This is a genomic window from Bradyrhizobium sp. CFUWI (assembly GCF_056429085.1).
In genome coordinates this window covers 67,859-86,696 of record NZ_JBWJZE010000002.1, presented here as the reverse complement: position 1 = coordinate 86,696, position 18,838 = coordinate 67,859, and the positions used below count along the sequence as shown (strand labels likewise).

General features: G+C 64.6%; 17 protein-coding genes. 4 read left to right on the top strand and 13 right to left on the bottom strand.

All coding sequences use genetic code 11. From position 1 onward, the window contains the following. Positions 1-80: 80 nt before the first annotated feature. Entirely contained in the window at positions 81-1,079 is a 999-nt protein-coding gene (locus AC066S_RS04295) for a TRAP transporter substrate-binding protein (protein ID WP_126256530.1), read from the bottom strand. A 374-nt stretch (positions 1,080-1,453) separates the two neighbouring features. Here AC066S_RS04295 and AC066S_RS04290 point away from each other — a divergent pair, with 374 nt between their 5' ends. After that, positions 1,454-2,911 (top strand): sensor histidine kinase, encoded by a 1,458-nt coding sequence (locus AC066S_RS04290; RefSeq protein ID WP_126256758.1) that lies wholly within the window; start codon positions 1,454-1,456, stop codon positions 2,909-2,911. Positions 2,912-3,028: 117 nt separating this feature from the next. Here AC066S_RS04290 and AC066S_RS04285 read toward each other — a convergent pair whose 3' ends face one another. From AC066S_RS04285 to AC066S_RS04270, 4 genes are all read right to left on the bottom strand, one after another. Next, the gene (locus AC066S_RS04285; RefSeq protein WP_478268983.1) at positions 3,029-4,573 is read right to left on the bottom strand and encodes a peroxidase family protein; all 1,545 of its coding nucleotides are present in this window, start codon (positions 4,571-4,573) and stop codon (positions 3,029-3,031) included. Between the two features lie 260 nt (positions 4,574-4,833). Next, complete coding sequence (locus AC066S_RS04280; RefSeq protein ID WP_235884998.1) at positions 4,834-5,121, bottom strand: hypothetical protein; 288 nt, start codon at positions 5,119-5,121, stop codon at positions 4,834-4,836. A gap of 119 nt (positions 5,122-5,240) precedes the next feature. Then, entirely contained in the window at positions 5,241-5,972 is a 732-nt protein-coding gene (locus AC066S_RS04275) for a cytochrome c biogenesis CcdA family protein (protein ID WP_126256532.1), read from the bottom strand. 205 nt (positions 5,973-6,177) lie between these two features. Next, positions 6,178-6,444, bottom strand: coding sequence for a hypothetical protein (locus AC066S_RS04270; RefSeq protein WP_126256533.1), 267 nt, complete (start codon positions 6,442-6,444; stop codon positions 6,178-6,180). A 485-nt stretch (positions 6,445-6,929) separates the two neighbouring features. Between AC066S_RS04270 and AC066S_RS04265 the strand changes: the two genes are divergently transcribed. From AC066S_RS04265 to AC066S_RS04255, 3 genes are all read left to right on the top strand, one after another. After that, a complete protein-coding gene (locus tag AC066S_RS04265) occupies positions 6,930-7,979 on the top strand; it encodes a LysR family transcriptional regulator (RefSeq protein WP_126256534.1) in 1,050 nt (349 codons plus the stop codon). A gap of 29 nt (positions 7,980-8,008) precedes the next feature. Beyond that, positions 8,009-8,380: a helix-turn-helix domain-containing protein gene (locus tag AC066S_RS04260; RefSeq protein ID WP_020608151.1), complete on the top strand. Its 372-nt coding sequence runs from the start codon at positions 8,009-8,011 to the stop codon at positions 8,378-8,380. A gap of 324 nt (positions 8,381-8,704) precedes the next feature. Beyond that, positions 8,705-9,520, top strand: a complete 816-nt coding sequence (locus AC066S_RS04255) for an enoyl-CoA hydratase (RefSeq protein ID WP_126256536.1) — start codon at positions 8,705-8,707, stop codon at positions 9,518-9,520. 162 nt (positions 9,521-9,682) lie between these two features. Here the strand turns inward: AC066S_RS04255 and AC066S_RS04250 are convergent, their stop codons facing one another. The 8 genes from AC066S_RS04250 to AC066S_RS04215 form a co-directional block, all read right to left on the bottom strand. Beyond that, positions 9,683-10,762 carry an isocitrate/isopropylmalate dehydrogenase family protein gene (locus AC066S_RS04250; RefSeq protein WP_478268982.1) on the bottom strand — a complete coding sequence of 360 codons (1,080 nt, stop codon included), beginning with the start codon at positions 10,760-10,762 and terminating at the stop codon, positions 9,683-9,685. 108 nt (positions 10,763-10,870) lie between these two features. Continuing rightward, positions 10,871-11,938, bottom strand: a complete 1,068-nt coding sequence (locus AC066S_RS04245) for an alcohol dehydrogenase (RefSeq protein ID WP_126256538.1) — start codon at positions 11,936-11,938, stop codon at positions 10,871-10,873. 75 nt (positions 11,939-12,013) lie between these two features. Further along, positions 12,014-12,985 (bottom strand): ABC transporter ATP-binding protein, encoded by a 972-nt coding sequence (locus tag AC066S_RS04240; RefSeq protein WP_478268981.1) that lies wholly within the window; start codon positions 12,983-12,985, stop codon positions 12,014-12,016. Continuing rightward, a complete protein-coding gene (locus AC066S_RS04235; protein ID WP_478268980.1) occupies positions 12,982-13,974 on the bottom strand; it encodes an ABC transporter ATP-binding protein in 993 nt (330 codons plus the stop codon). Before AC066S_RS04235 ends, AC066S_RS04240 begins: the two co-directional genes overlap by 4 nt. After that, positions 13,971-14,843 carry an ABC transporter permease gene (locus tag AC066S_RS04230; protein WP_126256541.1) on the bottom strand — a complete coding sequence of 291 codons (873 nt, stop codon included), beginning with the start codon at positions 14,841-14,843 and terminating at the stop codon, positions 13,971-13,973. The genes AC066S_RS04235 and AC066S_RS04230 overlap by 4 nt, the downstream gene beginning before the upstream one ends. Next, on the bottom strand, positions 14,830-15,780 hold the full coding sequence (locus AC066S_RS04225) for an ABC transporter permease (protein WP_126256542.1): 951 nt from the start codon (positions 15,778-15,780) through the stop codon (positions 14,830-14,832). The genes AC066S_RS04230 and AC066S_RS04225 overlap by 14 nt, the downstream gene beginning before the upstream one ends. A 7-nt stretch (positions 15,781-15,787) precedes the next feature. Beyond that, complete coding sequence (locus AC066S_RS04220; RefSeq protein ID WP_478268979.1) at positions 15,788-17,332, bottom strand: ABC transporter substrate-binding protein; 1,545 nt, start codon at positions 17,330-17,332, stop codon at positions 15,788-15,790. A 131-nt stretch (positions 17,333-17,463) separates the two neighbouring features. Further along, positions 17,464-18,660 carry a CaiB/BaiF CoA transferase family protein gene (locus AC066S_RS04215; protein WP_126256544.1) on the bottom strand — a complete coding sequence of 399 codons (1,197 nt, stop codon included), beginning with the start codon at positions 18,658-18,660 and terminating at the stop codon, positions 17,464-17,466. Positions 18,661-18,838 lie beyond the last annotated feature (178 nt).

Sequence of the window (18,838 nt, the reverse complement as noted above, 5' to 3'; positions counted from 1 at the left end):
ACTCCCAGCGGCAGAACATCCGCCACATCCGGGCAGGAAGCGGGGCCTGCCCGGGGCTGCTGTCGGCGGACGCAAAGACCTCAGACGGCGTTGATCTTCTCGAAAATGCCTTCCGCGCCGATTTCCTTGGCGTAGGTGGCCATCACGGGGTCGGCGAGTTTCTTCATGGCGTCCCGCTCCTCGAAGGGGACGCGCTTGAGCTTGCCGGCCTTCTCGAGCGTGTCGAGCTTGACGACCTCCTCGCTCGACTCGAGCTGACGGCCGTAATCGCCGGCCTCCTTGCCGGCCTTCATGATCGCGTCCTGCAGATCCTTCGGCAAGGTCTTCAGCGTCTTTACCGAGAAGCAGATCGGCCGGATCGACACCGCGTGCTGGGTGAGGTTGAGATGCGGGGCCACTTCGTAGAACTTCATGGCCTCGACGCCGGCCGCCTCGTTTTCGCCGGCCGAGATCACACCGTTCTGGATCGCGTTGTAGATCTCGTTATAGGCGATCACCGTCGGGCTCATGCCGACCGCCGCGAAGGTCTTCGACCAGATCGGTGCGCCCTGCACGCGGACCTTGAGCCCCTTGAGGTCGGCAAGGTTCTTGAGCGGCTTGTTGGCGAAGATGTTGCGGATGCCGCCGCCAGCGTAACCGATGAGAACGACCTCGGCTTTCGCCGCGACCTCGTCGGCGACCGGCGCCAGGATATTGGCTTCGACCACCTTGTTCATGTGCTCGATGCCCTTGAACACGAAGGGCGCGTCGATGAACGGGGCCGCCTTGGCGAAGGTCGACATGTGCGCCGGCGAAACGATGCCGTAATCCACCGCCTTGCCCTGCGACATGTACTCGAAATACTGCTTCTCGAGGCCGAGGGAAGAGTTCCTGTGCAGGGTGAAATTGACGGGCTTGCCGTAATACTTCTTCACCAGCTCCTCGAACCGGAGCAGAGCCCGGTTGAAGGCGTGGTCGTCGTTGAACTGCACGGCGCCGTTCAGCGTGATCGGCGTTTGCGCCCTGAGGATCGACGGCAAGCCAATCGTAGCCGCCGCAGTGGTCGCGCCGATACCCGCGAGAAATGACCTTCGCCTCATCGTCTCCCCTCCCTTTGATGCTCCGACCCTGTCGCCGGGCCGTGAGTGCAGCCGGTATGCGGCTTGCGAGAGGAAGCGTATGAAAAACCTCGGCGGGACGGAAGTCATTTCGCCTGCGCTGGGGGTACTCCTTCGTCGCAGGGCTCCCCGCCACGACCTGCTGCACTGCAACTCGCGCCTCTGCGGGCACGCGGCCTGGTGCATATGGCCGATCAGATCAATGCCGCCGGATGTGAAAATCGTGGCGCCGCGCAAGTCGCGCCCGTATGGTCCTCCCAAAATCATAATCCGGCGCCGCTGCGCTGGAACCGGGACGCCCGCGCTTGTCAAAGCTTACCCTGCCGGTCCGGCTCGCTCTTCTGGTCACGGGAACGATGTTGCCGCTGATCGTCTTTGCGGTCGGTATTGCCGTTTATAATTACAAGCAGGACCGCAGCGACGCGACGCGCCGGGTGGTGGCGAACGTGCGCAGCATGCGCCTCGTCCTGGACTCCGAGGTTCAGCGCATGACCGGCGGCCTGCAGGTGCTCGCGTTGACCAATTCCCTGCGCCACGACGATTTCCAGACCTTCCGCCGCATCGCGCTCGGTTTCGTCGAGCAATATGGCAAGGGCGGTCTGGTGCTGATCTCCGACCGCAAGGGCCGGCTGTTGTTTTCCTCCGCGACGGAGGACACCGCAAGCCTGCCGCCGCGCAGCCATCTCGAGACGATCGAGAGAGTGTTTACAAACAGGTCGCCCCAATATTCCGACCTGTTCATCAGCGCGATCAACGGGCGGCAGGTGCTCACCGTCGAGGTTCCGGTGTTCCGCGACGGCGAGGTGATCTACGACCTCTGCTTCAGCCCGCCGATCGGCATCTTCCAGGAGCTGGTGGAAAAGCAACGGCCCGACCAGCTCTGGACCGTATCCCTGCTCGACACCAAGGGCATCGTCTTCGCGCGCGCACCGAACCCGAGCGAGACGGTCGGCAAGCAGGCTTCCGGGGCGCTCTACGATGCGATGTCCCGCACCTCGGAGGCCGCCCTTTCGACCGTCTCGCTCGACGGGGTGGCGCTATCCTCTGCCTTTACCAAGTCGCCCCTGACCGGCTGGACCGTCGTGGCAGGCGTCGCCGAGAGCTCGCTGATCGCGCCGCTCTGGCGCAACATCGCGATCACCAGCCTGATCGGCGGCATCCTGCTGCTGACCGGCCTGACCTTCGCCGTCAGGATGGCGACCACGATCGCACGCGGCGAGATGCTGCACGATCTGTTGATCGACGAGCTCAACCATCGCGTCAAGAACACGCTGGCCTTGATGCAGGCGATCGCGGTGCAGACCTTCCGCAGCGCCAGCCGGGACGAGCGGATCAAGTTCGAGGGCCGGCTCGGCGCGCTGGCCGAAGCGCACAACCTGCTGAGCCAGGAGAAATGGGCGGGCTCCGAGCTCCGCGACGTGATCGCCCGCGCGCTTCAGCCGTTCCTGCTGAGCAGCCCCGACCGCATCCGCATGGCCGGTCCCGCCGTGCCGCTGTCGCCGCGGCTTGCCGTGGTGCTGTCGATGATCGTGCACGAGATCGCCACCAACGCCGCGAAGTATGGAGCGCTGTCCAACGAAACCGGGCGGGTGACGCTGGACTGGGAGGTCGTCACCGATGCGCCGAAGCCGCGGCTCCGGTTGATCTGGACCGAGATCGGCGGACCGCCGGTGACGGCGCCGGTGCGGCGCGGCTTCGGCTCGCGCCTGATCGAGCGCAGCGCCCGCGACCAGCTCGACGGCGAAGCAACCGTCGACTTCCTGCCGCGCGGCGTGGTCTGCACGGTGGTCTGCACGCTGGACGAGGCACGGTGAACGAAAGGACATCGCCGAACGTCCCAAGCGCGATGAGACTGAAACAAATCGTCATCGCGCTTGAGCTCATCGTTCGGGCATTCCGGAGAAATCGCTTCACGCGTTCCGGATCACGTTCTACACGGTCGAGATGCCGTCGATCGGGCTGATATCACCGACGAAGCGCAGCAGGTCGGCCATCGTGAACTCGCCCGGCACTTGCGATGGAAGCGTCGGCTTCCAGCTCTTGCCCTTGAGCCAGAGGTACGATTGGTGATCGCCATGGACGAGGCCGACAAAGACCTCGGCAAGCAGCGTCGCCCCGACCGGTCCGAGCCTTTCGCCGCCGCCCCGCTGCTCCGCTTCCTTGAGGATGTAGTACCAGAGCGGGGTGTGCTCGTGCAGACCATGCTTCTTCGCCACGGCACCGTCGGTCCCCTTGGAGATCTCGGCCGGGGTCAGAGGATTTTTGATCTTCATGGCCTTGGCGACGTCCTGTCCGGACGGCAATCCCAACAGCACGCCGCGCTTGAGGTTGCGGAACGGCAGGCTGCCGCCATCGCCCGGCAAGGTGTGGAGCTGCGGCACGACGAACGGATCGATCTTGCGCGACGGATTGAACCCCACGCCCGGAGGATTGTTCGGCAGGATCTGGTAGAAGCGCCGCCAGTCGATGATCCAGTTGCTTGAGAGCACCGGAAGCGGGAGCGGTGGCTGGATCGGATTAGGCGCGAGATCGCCGATGATTCCGCCCGAGAGCCCGGTAAACCTGAACAGCAGGTCGAGCGTCGCTGGAGCGAGGCCGCCCGGCGTGAAGATCCGGTTGTGGCTATAGACCTGCCGAACCATGCTGTGGCCGAGACGGTAGACCGCCGCGGAAAACTCGACGGGCATGTAGGGTGTCTTCTTGAAGCGGTAGAAGCGCCGCCCCTGCTCGAGAATCTTCGCGACGATCCCCTTTTCGGTGATCCGCTCCACGAAATCGTGCAGAACCATCCACTGATAGTGCCAGGTCACGATCCGGCGCGCTTCCTCGAAGATCTCGCCCTGCGGCTTGCCCGACGCCGCGAGCTGGTCGCAGACCTTGTTGTGAAACTTCAGCATCGCAAGATGGGTTTGCGCGACCAGCAAATTCTCGTCGTTACGATGATCACCGATGAGGGCAAACCCCTCGGGATTGCGCGGTAGGTCGCTGCGATGGTCCCCGGTGATGTCATCGACGTTGACGGTCTTGCCGATCAGGAGCTTGGGACCCGGAGTCTTGCCGGTGTCGCTGGCCGAATTGCGCGCGTACAAATGGCGGCTTCCGTCCGGCCCGAGACCGTAGACGCTGTCGAGGTCGAGGGCGGGCGTGCGAAAATTCGTGACCGCCGTCGGATCGGCTTCCTTCTCGCCAAAGGAGGTCAGGTCGAGCGTGATGTCGTGGTCGACGAATTGGCCGAGATAGGTGAAGCCGGCCGGTACGTTGGCATTGTTTCCCGCGGGATCGCCCGGGTTGGGGTCCTTCATCGCATCGGCGAGTTCATGGAGCGGACCGTCGTCGACGGCCAGCGGCTCCAGGGTCGGAAACATCCGACCAAACATGCCCGGGTCATCGTGCCCGGAAAGCGTATCGAGGAATTGTCGTGTCGGCTGACGTCCGGCCTTGCCGTGACCGGGATGAACGTTGACCTCGGTTCCCATCGCTTGCTCCTACCTTAAAATGCTGCGGGGAGAGGGGCGACGAAGTTGTCGATTGGGTTGAAATTCCCGTTTCAGTATAGGCTTTTGAAAATTGCCCCTCAGGGTGCAGTACAAGGAAATATTACCACAGATTGCATTTCATGGGTGAGTCCTACCGGCGAGGCTATTTGCCCCACTGACGACACAGGCTTTTGATCGCCCGAAGCTCGAGCAAGTGAGACTAAGGCGCGACGCACGATGCGCGGCGATCTCGTCGCGCTTCAGCGTTTCGCGGCGAACCGCGCCCAGATCTCGGTGTCGGTGTAGAAGTCGACGCCGCCATCTAGATCTCGCACCAGCCACTCGCCGAGATAGACGATCTGGGTGCCGCTACGCCGCTCGTGCCGAAGCTCGAATTTTCCCTCGGCATCCTTCTGAAGCGAGCAACTCGACTGAACCCAGCTCGGCCACTCCTGCAAGGGCTGTCCCGCGAACTGCCAGGCCACCAGGGCCACGTTGCCCGATATGGGCTCTAGGCGCACCGTCTTGGTCACGTGATCTCCCACCATGCGGCTGTCCCTGCTCCAACGCCTCGGGATCGGAAAGGTTTGGGGAGCCTGCCGCTCTCAGGCAGCATGCCTGACGGTTCTCAGCGGTTCCATCCGTGAAAACCCGGTTCCCGTGGGAGCTAGCCGATCGTCTGCAGCGCTGGAAAGGTCTCCAGCAGCCAGATGCTCACATTCGAGACCGCGCCGGTGAGAAAGCCGATGCCGGTGATCACCATCAGGACACCCATGGCGCGCTCGACATTGACGAGATGGCCCTTCATGCGCGCGAACAGCGCCGAGAACTGCTCGATCATCAGGGCGGCGATCAGGAAGGGAATGCCGAGGCCCGCGGAATAGACCGCGAGCAGGCCCGCGCCCTTCGTCACCGTGGTTTCAGCCGCAGCGATCGACAGAATCGCGGCGAGGATCGGGCCGATACAGGGCGTCCAGCCGAAGGCGAACGCGAGCCCCATGATATAGGCGCCCCACAGGCCGACCGGCTTCGGGATCGGCAGCCGTCCCTCGCGCATCAACAGGCCGATGCGCGTCAGCCCGAGGAAGTGAAGGCCCATGACGATGATGACGATGCCGGCGAGGATCGACAGCTCCGCCGACCAGGCCCGGATCAGCCCGCCGATCAGCGAGGCGCTGGCGCCGAGCGCGACGAACACCGTGGAGAAGCCCAGCACGAACAGCAGCGCCGACATCAGGATTGCGCGCTTGGAGGCCGAGGGCGGCTCGTCGCTCTCGACGTGCTCGATCGTGGCGCCGGTGAGGTAGATCAGATAGGGCGGGACCAGCGGCAGGACGCAAGGCGAAAGGAAGCTGACGAGGCCGGCAATCAGCGCCGCCGGGATCGAAACATTTTGCATGATGCCGTCTGAGCCATCTCAGGTACCGGTACGGCGCGCGGGAAATGCGCCCGGCCGGAGCCGAACCGGCTCTGGTGTAGCCGATGCCGGAGAATGCGCAACAGAGGCGCACGAAACCAGGGCTCCTCTCGATGCCGTCTGCGATCACAGGTGCGGCATCGAGACGCGCACAAATCTCGCCAAAAAGCGAGGTTCGGCGGCGCGGCTACTTCACCACGCGGAGCAGCGGACGCCGGGGCTGGTCCTGCGTCTGCTTGGAAGGGGGCGGCGGCGCGCTCGCAGCGCTCCGCAGCATTTCGTCGCACAATGCCTTGAGATCGGCACTGTCTATTCCTTTGAGCTTCATCCTGACGTCGAGGATGACTATGGACAGCAGATCGGCCGACTCCCGGCTGTTGCACGCATTGAGAACCTTGCGGCACTCCTCGAGCGTTTCCAGCACCGACTGCAACTGTTCGTCTGAATGCGACACCGGCGTTCTTTCCGTTAATTCGGCCTGCGAGACGTGATTGTGACGACCCCCTCGGCACCCCTGGAATACCGAGGATAGCATGAGGCCACTGCGCCTCTGAACCTGATTTCGGTGGGTTTCTGTCGCGGAACTGCGGTTCCGGCCACCATCGCCGCGTCGCGCTGTTGACGATGCGCGAGGCAGTTCGGAAGCGAACGCTTGGCGCGCTGCAATTGATCCACTGAAGGAAACGACGCCGGCTTGCGCGCAAAGACAGTCATTGCGGACTGCGCCTGCAATCCCGCAGCCCTTTCACGGCTTGCAACGGAACTCACGCCACACCCCTTATGCGGGCGACAAATCCACCCAAATTCCCAGCCCATGCCAGCATCTAAATACCACCCCACTAGATAGTAAGGATGACAGTTCAAAACTCATCATCCCCAACCCGCAGTGGTTGTGGTTTGCGCTGGATTCTGCCAGTTTAGCAGTCCGAAAGGACTTGTATGCACTCCTTGGCGGAAAGGGGCGTTCCTCTGACGGAACGCCAAAAGACAAATCTCAGCGGCCTCTCGGATTGGGATGCGGCCCGCATATTTCTTGAAGTCGTCCGATGCGGAAGCTTCCGGTCGGCGGCCGAACGCCTGTCGTTGTCGATCAACGCCGTGCGCCGGCGCATCGACGATTTCGAACGCCAGACCGGCACCACGCTATTCACCCGCGACGTCCACGGCACCCATCTGACCGATGAAGGCGCGCTGGTGGTGTCCGCCGTCGAGCGCATGGAGGCTGCCACCTTCGACGTGCTGCGGGCCAGCGATTCGATGGCCAACGCGCTGTCCGGCGAGGTCCGGGTCGCCGTCACCGAGGGGCTCGGCACGTTTTGGCTCGCCCCGCGCCTGGTTGAGTTCCAGCAGGCCTATCCGAAGATCCTGGTCGACCTGCATTGCGCGATGCGCTCGGCCGATGTCTCGCGCCACGAGGCAGACGTCGCCATCCATCTGTCGCGTCCCTCGGCCCTCGACATCAAGCTGGTGCGGCTCGGCCGCATGCACCTGATGTTCTGGGCCTCCGAGAAATACATCGCAAAACATGGCGCGCCGCGTACGGCCGCGGAATTGATCAAGCATCGCCTGGTGCTGCAATTCGCCGATCAGCTCGCCGCCAAGGAATCTTTCGAGAGCTTCTTCCCGGGCGTTTCGGAACGGGACCTTCTGGTCATGAAGACCAATGTCTCGAGCGCCAACTATTGGGCGGTCGCGAATGGCGCCGGCATCGGCGTCTTCCCCAGCTACGCCATTGCGCTTGGGGGGAAGTTGATTCCACTGGAGGTCGAGCTGAACCGGCCGCTGGATATCTGGCTGTCCTACCATCCCGGTAGCGGCCGTATTCCGCGCGTGCGGCACATGATCGACTGGCTGATCGAAGCTTTCAGTCCAGCTCGTTTCCCGTGGTTTAAGGAAGAGTTCGTGCACCCGCATGAATTCAAGGACTCGTATATGGGCGAACCCCTGACCCAGCTCTTCGGGGGATTTTCTACCGAAGAACAAAGGTGAGAACGAACATGAAAGCAGCGGCAAAGAGGATGAAGCAGCGTAGTGCCGGCAAGCCGGATATCGAGCTTGGCAAGCGGATCCGCCTGCGGCGCGTCGAGATGAAGATCTCGCAGGCCGAGCTCGGCGAGAAGCTCGGCGTCAGCTTCCAGCAAGTGCAGAAGTACGAGAAGGGCGTCAATCGCGTGGGCGCGGCTCGGCTTCAGCAGATCGCCTCCGCGCTCGACGTACCGGTGACCTTCTTCTACGACGGCGACAACAAGGCGCGCGAAGTCGAGAGCCTGCTCTTCCTCGATTCGGCCTTCAGCCTTCGCCTGCTGCGCGCCTACAGCAAGATCAAGGACCAGACGGTGCAGCGTCAGCTCGTCTCGTTGATGGAATCGATCGCAGCGAACGAAAGCTGAGATCGACCGACGATCTGCCTTTACGGCCGATCTTCAATCCGCCGCGCCAGGGGGGCGCGGCCGGATTGAACGAGACCCGGATCGCATGTCCTTGCGTCCGTCTTGGCCCGCGCGCTCTCCGCGTGCGGCCTTCGCTTCTCGGGGCGGCCTGACCGCCTCTTTTTGTTGTCGATTTCCCTGTCGCTCGTCCTGTCTTGCGAACGCAGCGGCACCGCCGTCATGCAATGGCGGCACAGGCGGATGCAAGCTGCCTCGCCTGTTGCCGTTGACCGCGGCGGTGCCGCCGCAGCACATTGCATCTTGTCAATGACAAGCGAGCGCGCGATGCCCGACACTTCCAGTGAGAAATCCTACGCCGACGGCAAGATCCTCAAGCACGTCACTGACGGCGTCGGCGTGATCACCTTCAACAATCCCGACAAGCGCAACGCGATGTCGCTGGAGATGTGGGAGGGATTTGGAGGGGCGCTGACGGCCTTGCGCGACGACGAGACGGTGCGCGTCGTGATCCTGCGCGGTGCCGGCGGCCAGGCTTTCGTCTCCGGCGCCGACATCAGCCAGTTCGAGAAGACCCGCCATAACGCGGCGGCGTCCGAGGAATACGCCAAGCGCAGCGCGGCCCAGCGCGCCCTGCTCGCCGACTTTCCCAAGCCGACTATCGCCTGCATCGAGGGCTTCTGTCTCGGCGGCGGCATGCAGATCGCGATGCTCGCCGATATCCGCCTCGCCGCACACGGCAGCCAGTTCGGCATTCCCGCAGCCCGGCTCGGCATCGCCTATGGTTATGACGGCTTGAAGCACCTGGTGTCGCTGGTCGGCCCGTCCTGGGCCCGGCTGCTGATGTATACGGGCATGCGCATCGAGTCCGCGGAGGCGCTGCGTATCGGCCTCGTCGAGCGCTTGTTCCCGATCGATGAGCTGTGGGGTGAGACGATGACGATCGCGCAGGCCATCTCCGAGAACGCCCCGCTCGCGATCAAGGCCGCGAAGATCACGATCGCGCAGGTGCTGAAGGACGAAAGCCAGCGCGACATGGACGCCATCAAGGCGATCGGCCATGCCTGCATGGACAGCGCCGATTTCCGCGAGGGCCGGCAGGCCTTCATGGAGAAGCGCAAGCCCAAGTTCCAGGGCAAATAGCCGAACCTCTGTTCAGGAAGATTAAATTCCTCGTGCAGCTTGCTGCGGGCCCGCGGGCCCTTTTCTTTCGATCAACTCGAGCCGCAGTGGCGGCGGTCTGCTCTTGCATCTTCGATGCAATCCGACCTCTCCCCGCAAGCGGAGAGAGGTGAAGCGCGCAGACTACAGCGCCGCGAGCACCGCCTTGGTGATGTCGGCCGTGCCGTTGCTGCCGCCAAACTCCATCGGCTTGATGCCGCCGGCATAGATCTTGTCCACCGCCCGCTCGATCGTCTCGCCCGCTTCCGCGGCGCTCTCGACGCCGTGCCTGTCCGCCAGCCAGTCCAGCATCATCGCCGCCGACAGGATCATGCCGGTGGGATTTGCCTTGCCCTGCCCCATGATGTCGGGCGCGGTGCCATGGCACGGCTGGAACACGGCGTACTTGTCGCCGATGTCGGCCGAGGGCGCCATGCCGAGGCCGCCGATCAAGCTCGCCGTGATGTCGGAGACGATGTCGCCGAACATGTTCTCCATCACCATCACGTCGAAATCCCAGGGGCGCTTCACCAGCATCGCCGAGCAGGCATCGACATAGAGCCGGTCGGTCTTCACGTCAGGATGCTTCTTGGCGATCTCGTCGAAGATGCCGCGGAAGAACGCAAACGCCTTGAACACGTTCGCCTTGTCGACGCAGGTCAGCATCCCCGGCTTGCCGCGCGCCTTGCGCCGCTCGGCCAGGCGAAACGAAAACTCGAACAGACGCTCGGAGGTCCGACGCGTGATCACCATGGTCTCGCGCGCGTCCTCGTGGGTGACGACGCCCTTGCCCATCGACGCGAACAGCCCTTCCGTGGATTCGCGAATCACGACGAGATCGATGCCGCGCTGGTCGGCACCGACGATCGGGCTCGGCACGCCGGGAATGAGGCGCGCGGGCCGCACGCCGGCATAGAGATCGAAGATGAACCGCAGCTCGATCTGCGGCGCGATCTCGGTATTGTCGGGGTAGCGCACCGACGGCAGGCCGCAGGCGCCGAGCAGGATCGCATCGGCCTCCTCGCACAGCTTGATCGTCGAATCCGGCATCGACTTGCCGGTCGCGAGATAATTGGTCGCCCCTGCCGGTGCCTCGGTGAAACGGAAGCCGAGGCCTGATTTCTCGCCGACCTTGCGCAGCACCTCGAGTGCGGGCGCCATGACTTCGGGACCGATGCCGTCCCCAGCGAGCACGGCAATGTGGAAGGCGTTATTTGCGGACATGGGGGTTCCTGTAGGGATGCGTCATCCCGGGGCGGTCCGCAGGACCGAACCCGGGATCTCGAGATTCCGGGTTCGGTCCTTACGGACCGCCCCGGAATGACAGAGGGATTACGGCGTCAGCACCGTGCGCCCGACCACCGCGCCCTGCTGCAATTGCAGCAGCGCGTCATTGGCCTTGGCGAGCGGGGCCGTCGTCACCGGGATCGGCGGCACCTTCTTGGTGCGCACGAGCTCAAGCAGTTCCTGCGTTTCGCGCAAGTTTCCGACATAGCTGCCCTGGATCGTGATCGCCTTGATCGGAATCAGCGGCAGTGCCCAGGTCGCGCCGCCGCCGAACAGACCGACGATGACGAGCTTGCCACCCTTGGTCAGGCAGTCGAAACCGAGCTGCGTCGTCGCTGCGTTGCCGACAAGGTCGATCACGGCGCGGATCGGCCCGCCCGCCTTCCTGGCAAGCTGTTCCAGCGCATCCGGTGCCTTGGGGTCGACGGTGGCGAGCGCGCCGGCCTTCTCCGCCGCCTCGCGCTTCCTGGCGTCGATATCGACCATGATCGCGCCCTTGCCGCCCATCGCCTTCAACAGGGACAGCGCCATCAGGCCGAGACCGCCCGCGCCGAACATCACGATCGGCGTGTCGAAATGCTGCTCGACCTTCTTCAGCGCGCTGTAGGTGGTGACGCCCGAGCAGGCATAGGGCGCGGTCGTCGCCGGGTCGAGCCCTCTCAGATTGAGCAGATAGCGCGGATGCGGCACCAGCATGTGATCGGAATAGCCGCCGTCGCAATAGACGCCGAGCGAGCGCGGCGTCAGGCACATGTTCTCGTCACCGGCAAGGCAGGTGGCACACTTGCCGCAGCCGATCCAGGGATAAACCAGCCCGACATCGCCGATCTTCAGCTCGCCCTGGTCGGTCGGCTTCACGTCGGGACCGAACGCCAGGATTTCACCGACGGTCTCGTGGCCCATGGTCAGCGGCAGGCTGATGCCGCGGTCCTTCAGCGAGAGCGGCTTGCGGCCGTGGCCGAGATCGTAACCGCCTTCCCAGATGTGGAGATCGCTGTGGCAGACGCCGGCGGCCTTCACCTTGATCAGCACCTGCGTGCCCGACGGCTGCGGCGTCGCCTCGTCGAACTCCTGCAGCGGCGCCTTGAAATCGGCAACCTTGAAACTCTTCATCGGCGTCCTCCCGCATGCTTCTTGTCGCCGCGCCACCATGCCATGGCCGGCAAGGCGAGACAAACCGGTCTTAGTTCAGGCCAGCGGATGATGGCAAGCCGCGAACTGGCCGGGTGCGACTTGACGCAACTCCGGTATCTCCGCGCTGCATCGCTGATCGGCCCGCGGGCAGCGGGTGCGGAAGCGGCAGCCGGACGGCGGTGCAATCGGCGATGGCGGCTCGCCGCCCGCTACACTCTCGGCGGGACGAACGTCCGGATCGGGCACCGGAATCGCCTGCAACAACAGCTCCGTATAGGGATGCGCCGGCCGCGCGAACAATTGCTCGGAAGGGCCGACCTCGCAAAGCCGGCCGAGATACATCACCGCGACGCGGTCGCTGACCGCTTTGACCACCGCAAGATCATGCGCAATGAACAGCAGCGTCAGGCCGAAGCGCGCCTTCATCTCCTCGAGCAGGTTGAGGATTTGCGCGCGAATGGAGACGTCGAGCGCCGAGACCGGTTCGTCGCAGACGATGAACTCGGGATTGAGCACGAGCGACCGTGCGATGCAGATGCGCTGGCACTGCCCGCCGGAGAACTCATGCGGCAATCGCCCTGCGACGAGGTCGGGATCAAGCCCGACCGCCGACAGCACCTCATGGACGCGGCGCTTGCGCTCGGCCGCATCCTTGACGCCGGCGATGATCAGCGGCTCGGCCACGATGTCGCCGATGCGACGGCGCGGGTTGAGGGACGCGATCGGATCCTGGAAGATCAGCTGCACCCGGCGGCGCATCCTGCGCAGCGCCTCGCCCTCCATCGCGGTGAGATCCTCGCCGTCGAACAGCACGCGGCCGGATCTGGCCCGGCGCAATTGCAGCACCGCGCGCCCCAGCGTCGACTTGCCGCAGCCGGATTCGCCGACCAGCCCCAGCGTCTCGCCGCGCGCGACCTGAAAACTGACGCCGGAGACGGCATGCACCGTCTTGTTGCCGAAGCCATACTCAACGACGAGATTGTCGACGTTCAGAAGCGGCTCGGCGCGCACGGCAAGCTGCATCATGCGCCAACTCCCTCCGCCATCTGGATCGGGTGGAAGCACGCATAGAGATGATCAGGCATCTCGGCGCTCGTCAGTGCCGGCTTGGCCTCACGACAGCGGCTGGTGGCATAACGGCAGCGCGGCGCGAAGGAGCAGCCACGCAGCGGCCGCGTCGGATCGGGCGGACGGCCGGAGATGGCCGGCAGCGGCGCATGCGGCGCGGCATCCAGCTTGGGAATCGCTGCCAGCAACGCCTCCGTGTAGGGCATGTGCATGCGCTTGAACAACGCCGAGGTCGGCGCGCGCTCCACCACCCTGCCCGCATACATCACCGCGACCTCGTCGGCACGGCCGGCGACGACGCCGAGATCGTGGGTGATGATGATCATCGCCATGTGACGGCGGCGTTGTTCGCGCGCGAGCAGATCGAGGATCTGCGCCTGGATGGTCACGTCGAGCGCGGTCGTCGGCTCGTCCGCGATCAAGAGCTTCGGCTCGCAGGACAGCGCGATCGCAATCGCGATGCGCTGGCGCATGCCGCCGGAGCATTGATGCGGATATTGCGCGAGCCGCTGCTCCGGCGCGGGAATGCCGACGGCGGCCAGCAGCTCGATGCTGCGCTTCCGTGCCTCAGGAGCATCGAGCTCGAGATGCTCCTGGATCGTCTCCATCAACTGCGTGCCGATGGTAAGAACCGGATTGAGCGAGGTCATGGGATCCTGGAACACGACCGCGAGATCGCGGCCGCGCAGGCGCCGCAGGCTCTCCGGCGCGAGCCGCACCAGATCCTGGCCGTCGAACATCACCCGGCCCGTGAGCTTTGCCTTCTTCGGCAGCAGCTGAAGGACCGCGCGCGACAGCATGGTCTTGCCGCAACCGGATTCGCCGACGATGCCGAGCGTGCGGCCCGCCTCCAGCGACAGGTCGACATGATCCACCGCGCGCAAATTGCCGCGCGGCGTCGGCAGCTCGACCGTGACGTCCGCGATGGTCAATAGCGGGGCGCTCACAGCGCCCCCTGCCGCGGATCGGTCAGCGCCCGCAAGGTGTCGCCGACCAGATTGAAGGCCAGCACGGTCACGAAAAGTCCGGCCGCCGGCAGGAACGCCAGCCGCGGCGCGACGTCGAGGCTGTCGCGCCCCTCTCCGATCATGCTGCCCCAGCTCGCCATCGGCGGCGGCACGCCGAGGCCGAGGAAGGACAACGCCCCCTCGACCACGATGGTGACGGCGACGCCGAGCAGGAAGAAGGCGAGCAGCGGCAGGATCACGTTCGGCAACAGCTCGCGCAGCAGGATACGCGCATGGCTGGCGCCGAGCGCCTCGGCCGCGATCACGAATTCCCGCCGCGCCAGCGTCAGCGTCGCCGCCCGAGCCACGCGCATGAAGGCGGGAATGCCGAGCACGCCGAGGATCACGGTGAGGTTGGGGACGGACTGGCCGAGATAGGCGGTCACGGCAAGTGCGAAGATCAGCGGCGGAAAGGCGAGCAGCACGTCCATGCTGCCGACCACGACTGTCTCGAACCGGCCGCGGAAATAGCCGGCGAGCAGGCCGAGCGCACCGCCGATGGCAAGGCCGATCATCGGTGCGATCAGTCCGACCGTCAGCGAGGTGCGCGCGCCGAAAATCAGGCGGGCGAGCTCGTCGCGGCCGAGTCCGTCGGTGCCGAGCCAATGCTCGGAAGAGAACGCCGCGCGGCGCTCCAGCATGTCCATGTCGACAGGATTTTGCAGCGGCAGCACTGGCGCGAGGATCGCGAGCGCGAGGATGATCGCGAGCCAGGCGCTCGCGATCCAGAACAGCAGGCCGAGCTTGCGCTTGCGGCCGACCGGCACGGGCACCGCCTCGTCCTGCAGCGAGAGCTCAAGCGTGGCCATGGCGGATCCTGGGGTCGAGCACGGCGTAGAGCATGTCGACGATGAAATTCACGATGACGAAGCCGCAGGCGACCAGCAGCACCACGCCCTGGAGGATGACGAGGTCGCGGGTATAGATCGCCCCGACCAGGAGCCGGCCGATGCCGGGCAGCGCGAAGATCGATTCCACGATCAGCGTGCCGCCGAGCAGACGGCCGATATTGATGCCGGTCACGGTCACCAGGGTCAGCGATGACGGCTTCAGCGCATGTACGAACAATATACGCGCGGGCTTGAGGCCTTTTGCCTTGGCGAGCGCGATATAGTCCTCCTGCAGGGTCGCGATCATGTCGGAGCGCAGCACCCGCATGATGCCCGGCCATTCGGCAAGGGCGAGCGTCAGGGCCGGCAGCATGAAGAAGCGCAGATTGCTGAGCGGCGCCTCGGTGAACGGCACATAGCCGGTCGCCGGCAGCCAGTGCAGCTCGACCGCGAACAGATAGATCAGCAGGATCGCCACCAGGAAGGACGGCATCGACAGCATCGCGAACGCGCTGCCGGTCATGAAGCGGTCGAACGCGCCGCCGGCACGCGCGGCACAGGCGATCGCGACGGGAACGCCGATCAGGAGGCCGAGGAACTCGGCCATCAGCATCAATTGCAGCGAGACCGGAATACGCTCGGCGACCGCCTGCAACACCGTCTGCCCGGTGCGGAACGAGCGGCCGAGATCGCCCTGCAGAACCTGGCCGAGCCAGCTGAGATAACGCCACCACAGCGGCTGGTCGAGCCCCATGTCGCGGCGCAGCGCCGCAACGTTCTCCGGCGTCGCCTGATCGCCCAGGATCACGAGAGCGAGATCGCCCGGCAGCAGCGAGGCGATCAGGAACGTCAGCAGCGAGACGGCGAGCAGCACCGGCAGCATGGCAAGCAGCCGCCGAACGACGAAGTTCAGCATCGCGCCATCATTCCAGCCAGGTCCTCGAGACGTCGATCACGCCGTTGTACATCTTCGGGAAGCCCTTCAGCTTGGCGCTCGACAGCGCGTAATAGGTGTTCTGGAAGGTCCAGAACCAGATCGCCTCCTTGTTGATCAGGCGGCTGATGGCGCAGTAATCCTCGGTGCGCTGGCCGAGGTCCGCCGTGACGCGCGCGTGGTCCAGGAGCTTGTCGAGCTCGGGGTTCGAGTATCCGGCGAGCGCCAGCGGGCTGCCGCTGCGGAAATTCGCGTACATCTGCGGGTCGGGATCGGCGAGATCGACGATGCGCCACGGCGTCATCTGGAACTGGCGGGTGAAGGCGCGCGAGGGAATGGTGGCCTGATCGACCTGCTCGATCTCCATGTTGGCGCCGACGCGCTTCCAGAACTGCTGCAGCACCTGGCCGACCATGCGCCCGCGCGGCGTCGCGGTCACCAGCATCTTGAACTCGACCGGCTTGCCGTAATCCTTGATCAGCGCCTTGGCTTTCTCGACGTCGAACGGCAGCGCACCGTCGTCCTTGCATTTGACCCAGGAGCCGTCACCGTAAGGATTGCTCGCGGGCCGGCTCAGACCGTTGGTGATCGCCTGCGACATTTTCGGGCGATCGATCGCCATCACCAGCGCCTGGCGCACGCGGACGTCGTCGAACGGCGCGACCTTGGTGTTGAAGGCGTAGACCGCCGCACCCGAGCCCTTATAGGTGTGCACGGTGAGCTTGGGGTCCTTCTGCGCCTTCATGATGTTGTCGGCGTCGTTCTCGTCATCCCAGATGATGTCGGCCTCGCCCGATTGCAGCGAGGCGAAGCGCGACTGCGCGTCGGGCAGCGGCTTCAGGATGATGCGGTCGAGATAGGGACGGCTCTTGTCCCAGTAATTTGGATTCTTCTCCAGCACCATGCGGTCGCCGGCGGTCCATGACTTCAGGATGTAGGGACCGGTGCCGACGGGATTGCGATTGTAGTCGTCGCCCTTGGTCTTCCAGGCCGTCGGGGAATGCACCGCGTTGTTCTGGCTCTGGATCGTGATCACCGCCGGCAGGTTCACGGAGGGGTCGGTGAGCTTGTAGACGAGGGTGTAGTCGTCTGGCGCCAGCACTTCCTTGATATTGGTGATGTAGAAGGCGCAGCGGCACTTGTTGGCGGGATCCTTCTGCCGGTCGAAATTCTCCTTGAAGGCCTGCGCGTTGAACGGCGTGCCGTCGTGGAATTTCACGCCCTCGCGCAGCTTGAAGGTCCACGTCATGTAGTCGTCGGAATGCGTCCAGGACACCGCGAGCTTTGGCGCGGCGTCTCCCTTCTCATCCAACGTGGTGAGCGTGTCGAAAATGGCGGCGGCAGCGGTGAAGGTCGAGGTGTCGTAGACCCCGACCTTGAGCGGATCGAAGCCTGCAATCTCCAGCTCCTGGCCGACGGTGATGCTGCCGCCGGATTTCTGCGCCTGTGCAGGCCCAATCAGCGGAAGGAGAGCAAATGCCGCGGCAAGGAATATCGGCGCGTGCTGGCGCGCCGCAGCAGCAATCTTCGTCATGGTTCCTCCCGGGATCCCTCGTCCGATGTTTCGGATCGCTGAATGAGTGGAGGCGAGAGTGGCGACAAATGCGCGCCACCGCAAGAGGAACGCGCGCGAGATCACACGCCGCATGTGCGGCGCAACGTTGCTCAGCGTGTCGCAGCTGTTTTGCCTGTCGGAATTGTCGCATCGTCGGCGAGGCCGATCTCCTCGCGCAGCGCATCGGTATGCTCGCCGAGCACGGCCATCGTCCTGGCAGGCGCGGTGTCGGCGCCGGACATCCGGAACGGCAGGTTGAGCACTTTGAAGGCGCCGCCCTCGTCCTGCACGGACGTGAGCGCCTGCCGGTGCGCGAGCTGCGGATCGGCCAGCGCCTCGGCCACGGTGCGATAGGCCGAAGCCGGCACGCCGGCGGCGCCGAGCGCAGCGAGACACGCATCGGTCGTGAGCTGCCGCGACCAGGCTTCGACCCCGTCCATCACCTCCGCCCAATTGTCGCGACGCGCGGCATAGGTCGAGAAGCGCGGGTCGGTGATCCATTCGCCGTGGCCGATCACGCCCATCAATCCCTGGAACGTCTTCTCGCTGGCGACCGTGATCATGACGTAGCCGTTTGCCGTCTCGGTCGGTCCGAACATCGGGCGCGGCGGCGGCTTCACGGCGAATTGCGCGCTCTGCAATTCGGTCAGCGTCAGCGACAGCATCGATTCCAGCATGGACACGTCGATATGCTGGCCGAGCCCGGTCACGGTCCTCTGATAGAGCGCTGACGCGATCGCGCCGAAGCCATAGGTGCCGGTGACGACGTCGGCATGATAGATGCCGCAATAATCGGGCCGATTGCGGCCGGGCTGGTAGGCCAGATGCGCCATATCGTAGCCGGAGGCGGCATGGATCACCGGCGCGTAGGCCGGCAGCTCGGCCGAAGGGCCGCTCTGGCCGTAGCCGGAGATCGAGCAATAGATCAGCCGCGGGTTGACGATGCGCAGCCTGTCGTAGTCGAGCCGCAGCCGGTGCATCACGCCGGGGCGAAAATTCTCGACCAGGATGTCCGATGTCGCGGCCAGCCGGCGGACCGCCTCCTTGCCGTCCTCCGATTTGAGGTCGAGCACCACGCTCTTCTTGCCGACATTGAGCTGGCCGAACGTGGTGCTGCAGCCCTTGCGCAGCGGCGGCCGGGTCCGCATCGTCTCGCCGCCGTCGGTCTCGATCTTGATGACCTCGGCGCCCATGTCGGCCAGCATCCGCGCGCAGTGCGGACCGGCGATGGTGGTCGAAAAATCCAGGACCCTGAGGCCGGCGAAGGCCTTTGTCGTCGTCCCCTCATGCTTATCTGCTAGTTGCATCCCCGAAGCCCCTTGGAACCTTCGATGTTCTCTCTTGTTGATGCGGCGACCCTAGAGGGCGGCGGCTGAGTAGGAAAGTCTTTACCCAACGGACGCGCCGCGTGGGCGGGCTTTAAGAATTCGTGGGCAACTGGACCCGTTCTTGCATAGCAGCAAACGGGATCGGAAGAGGGCAGCT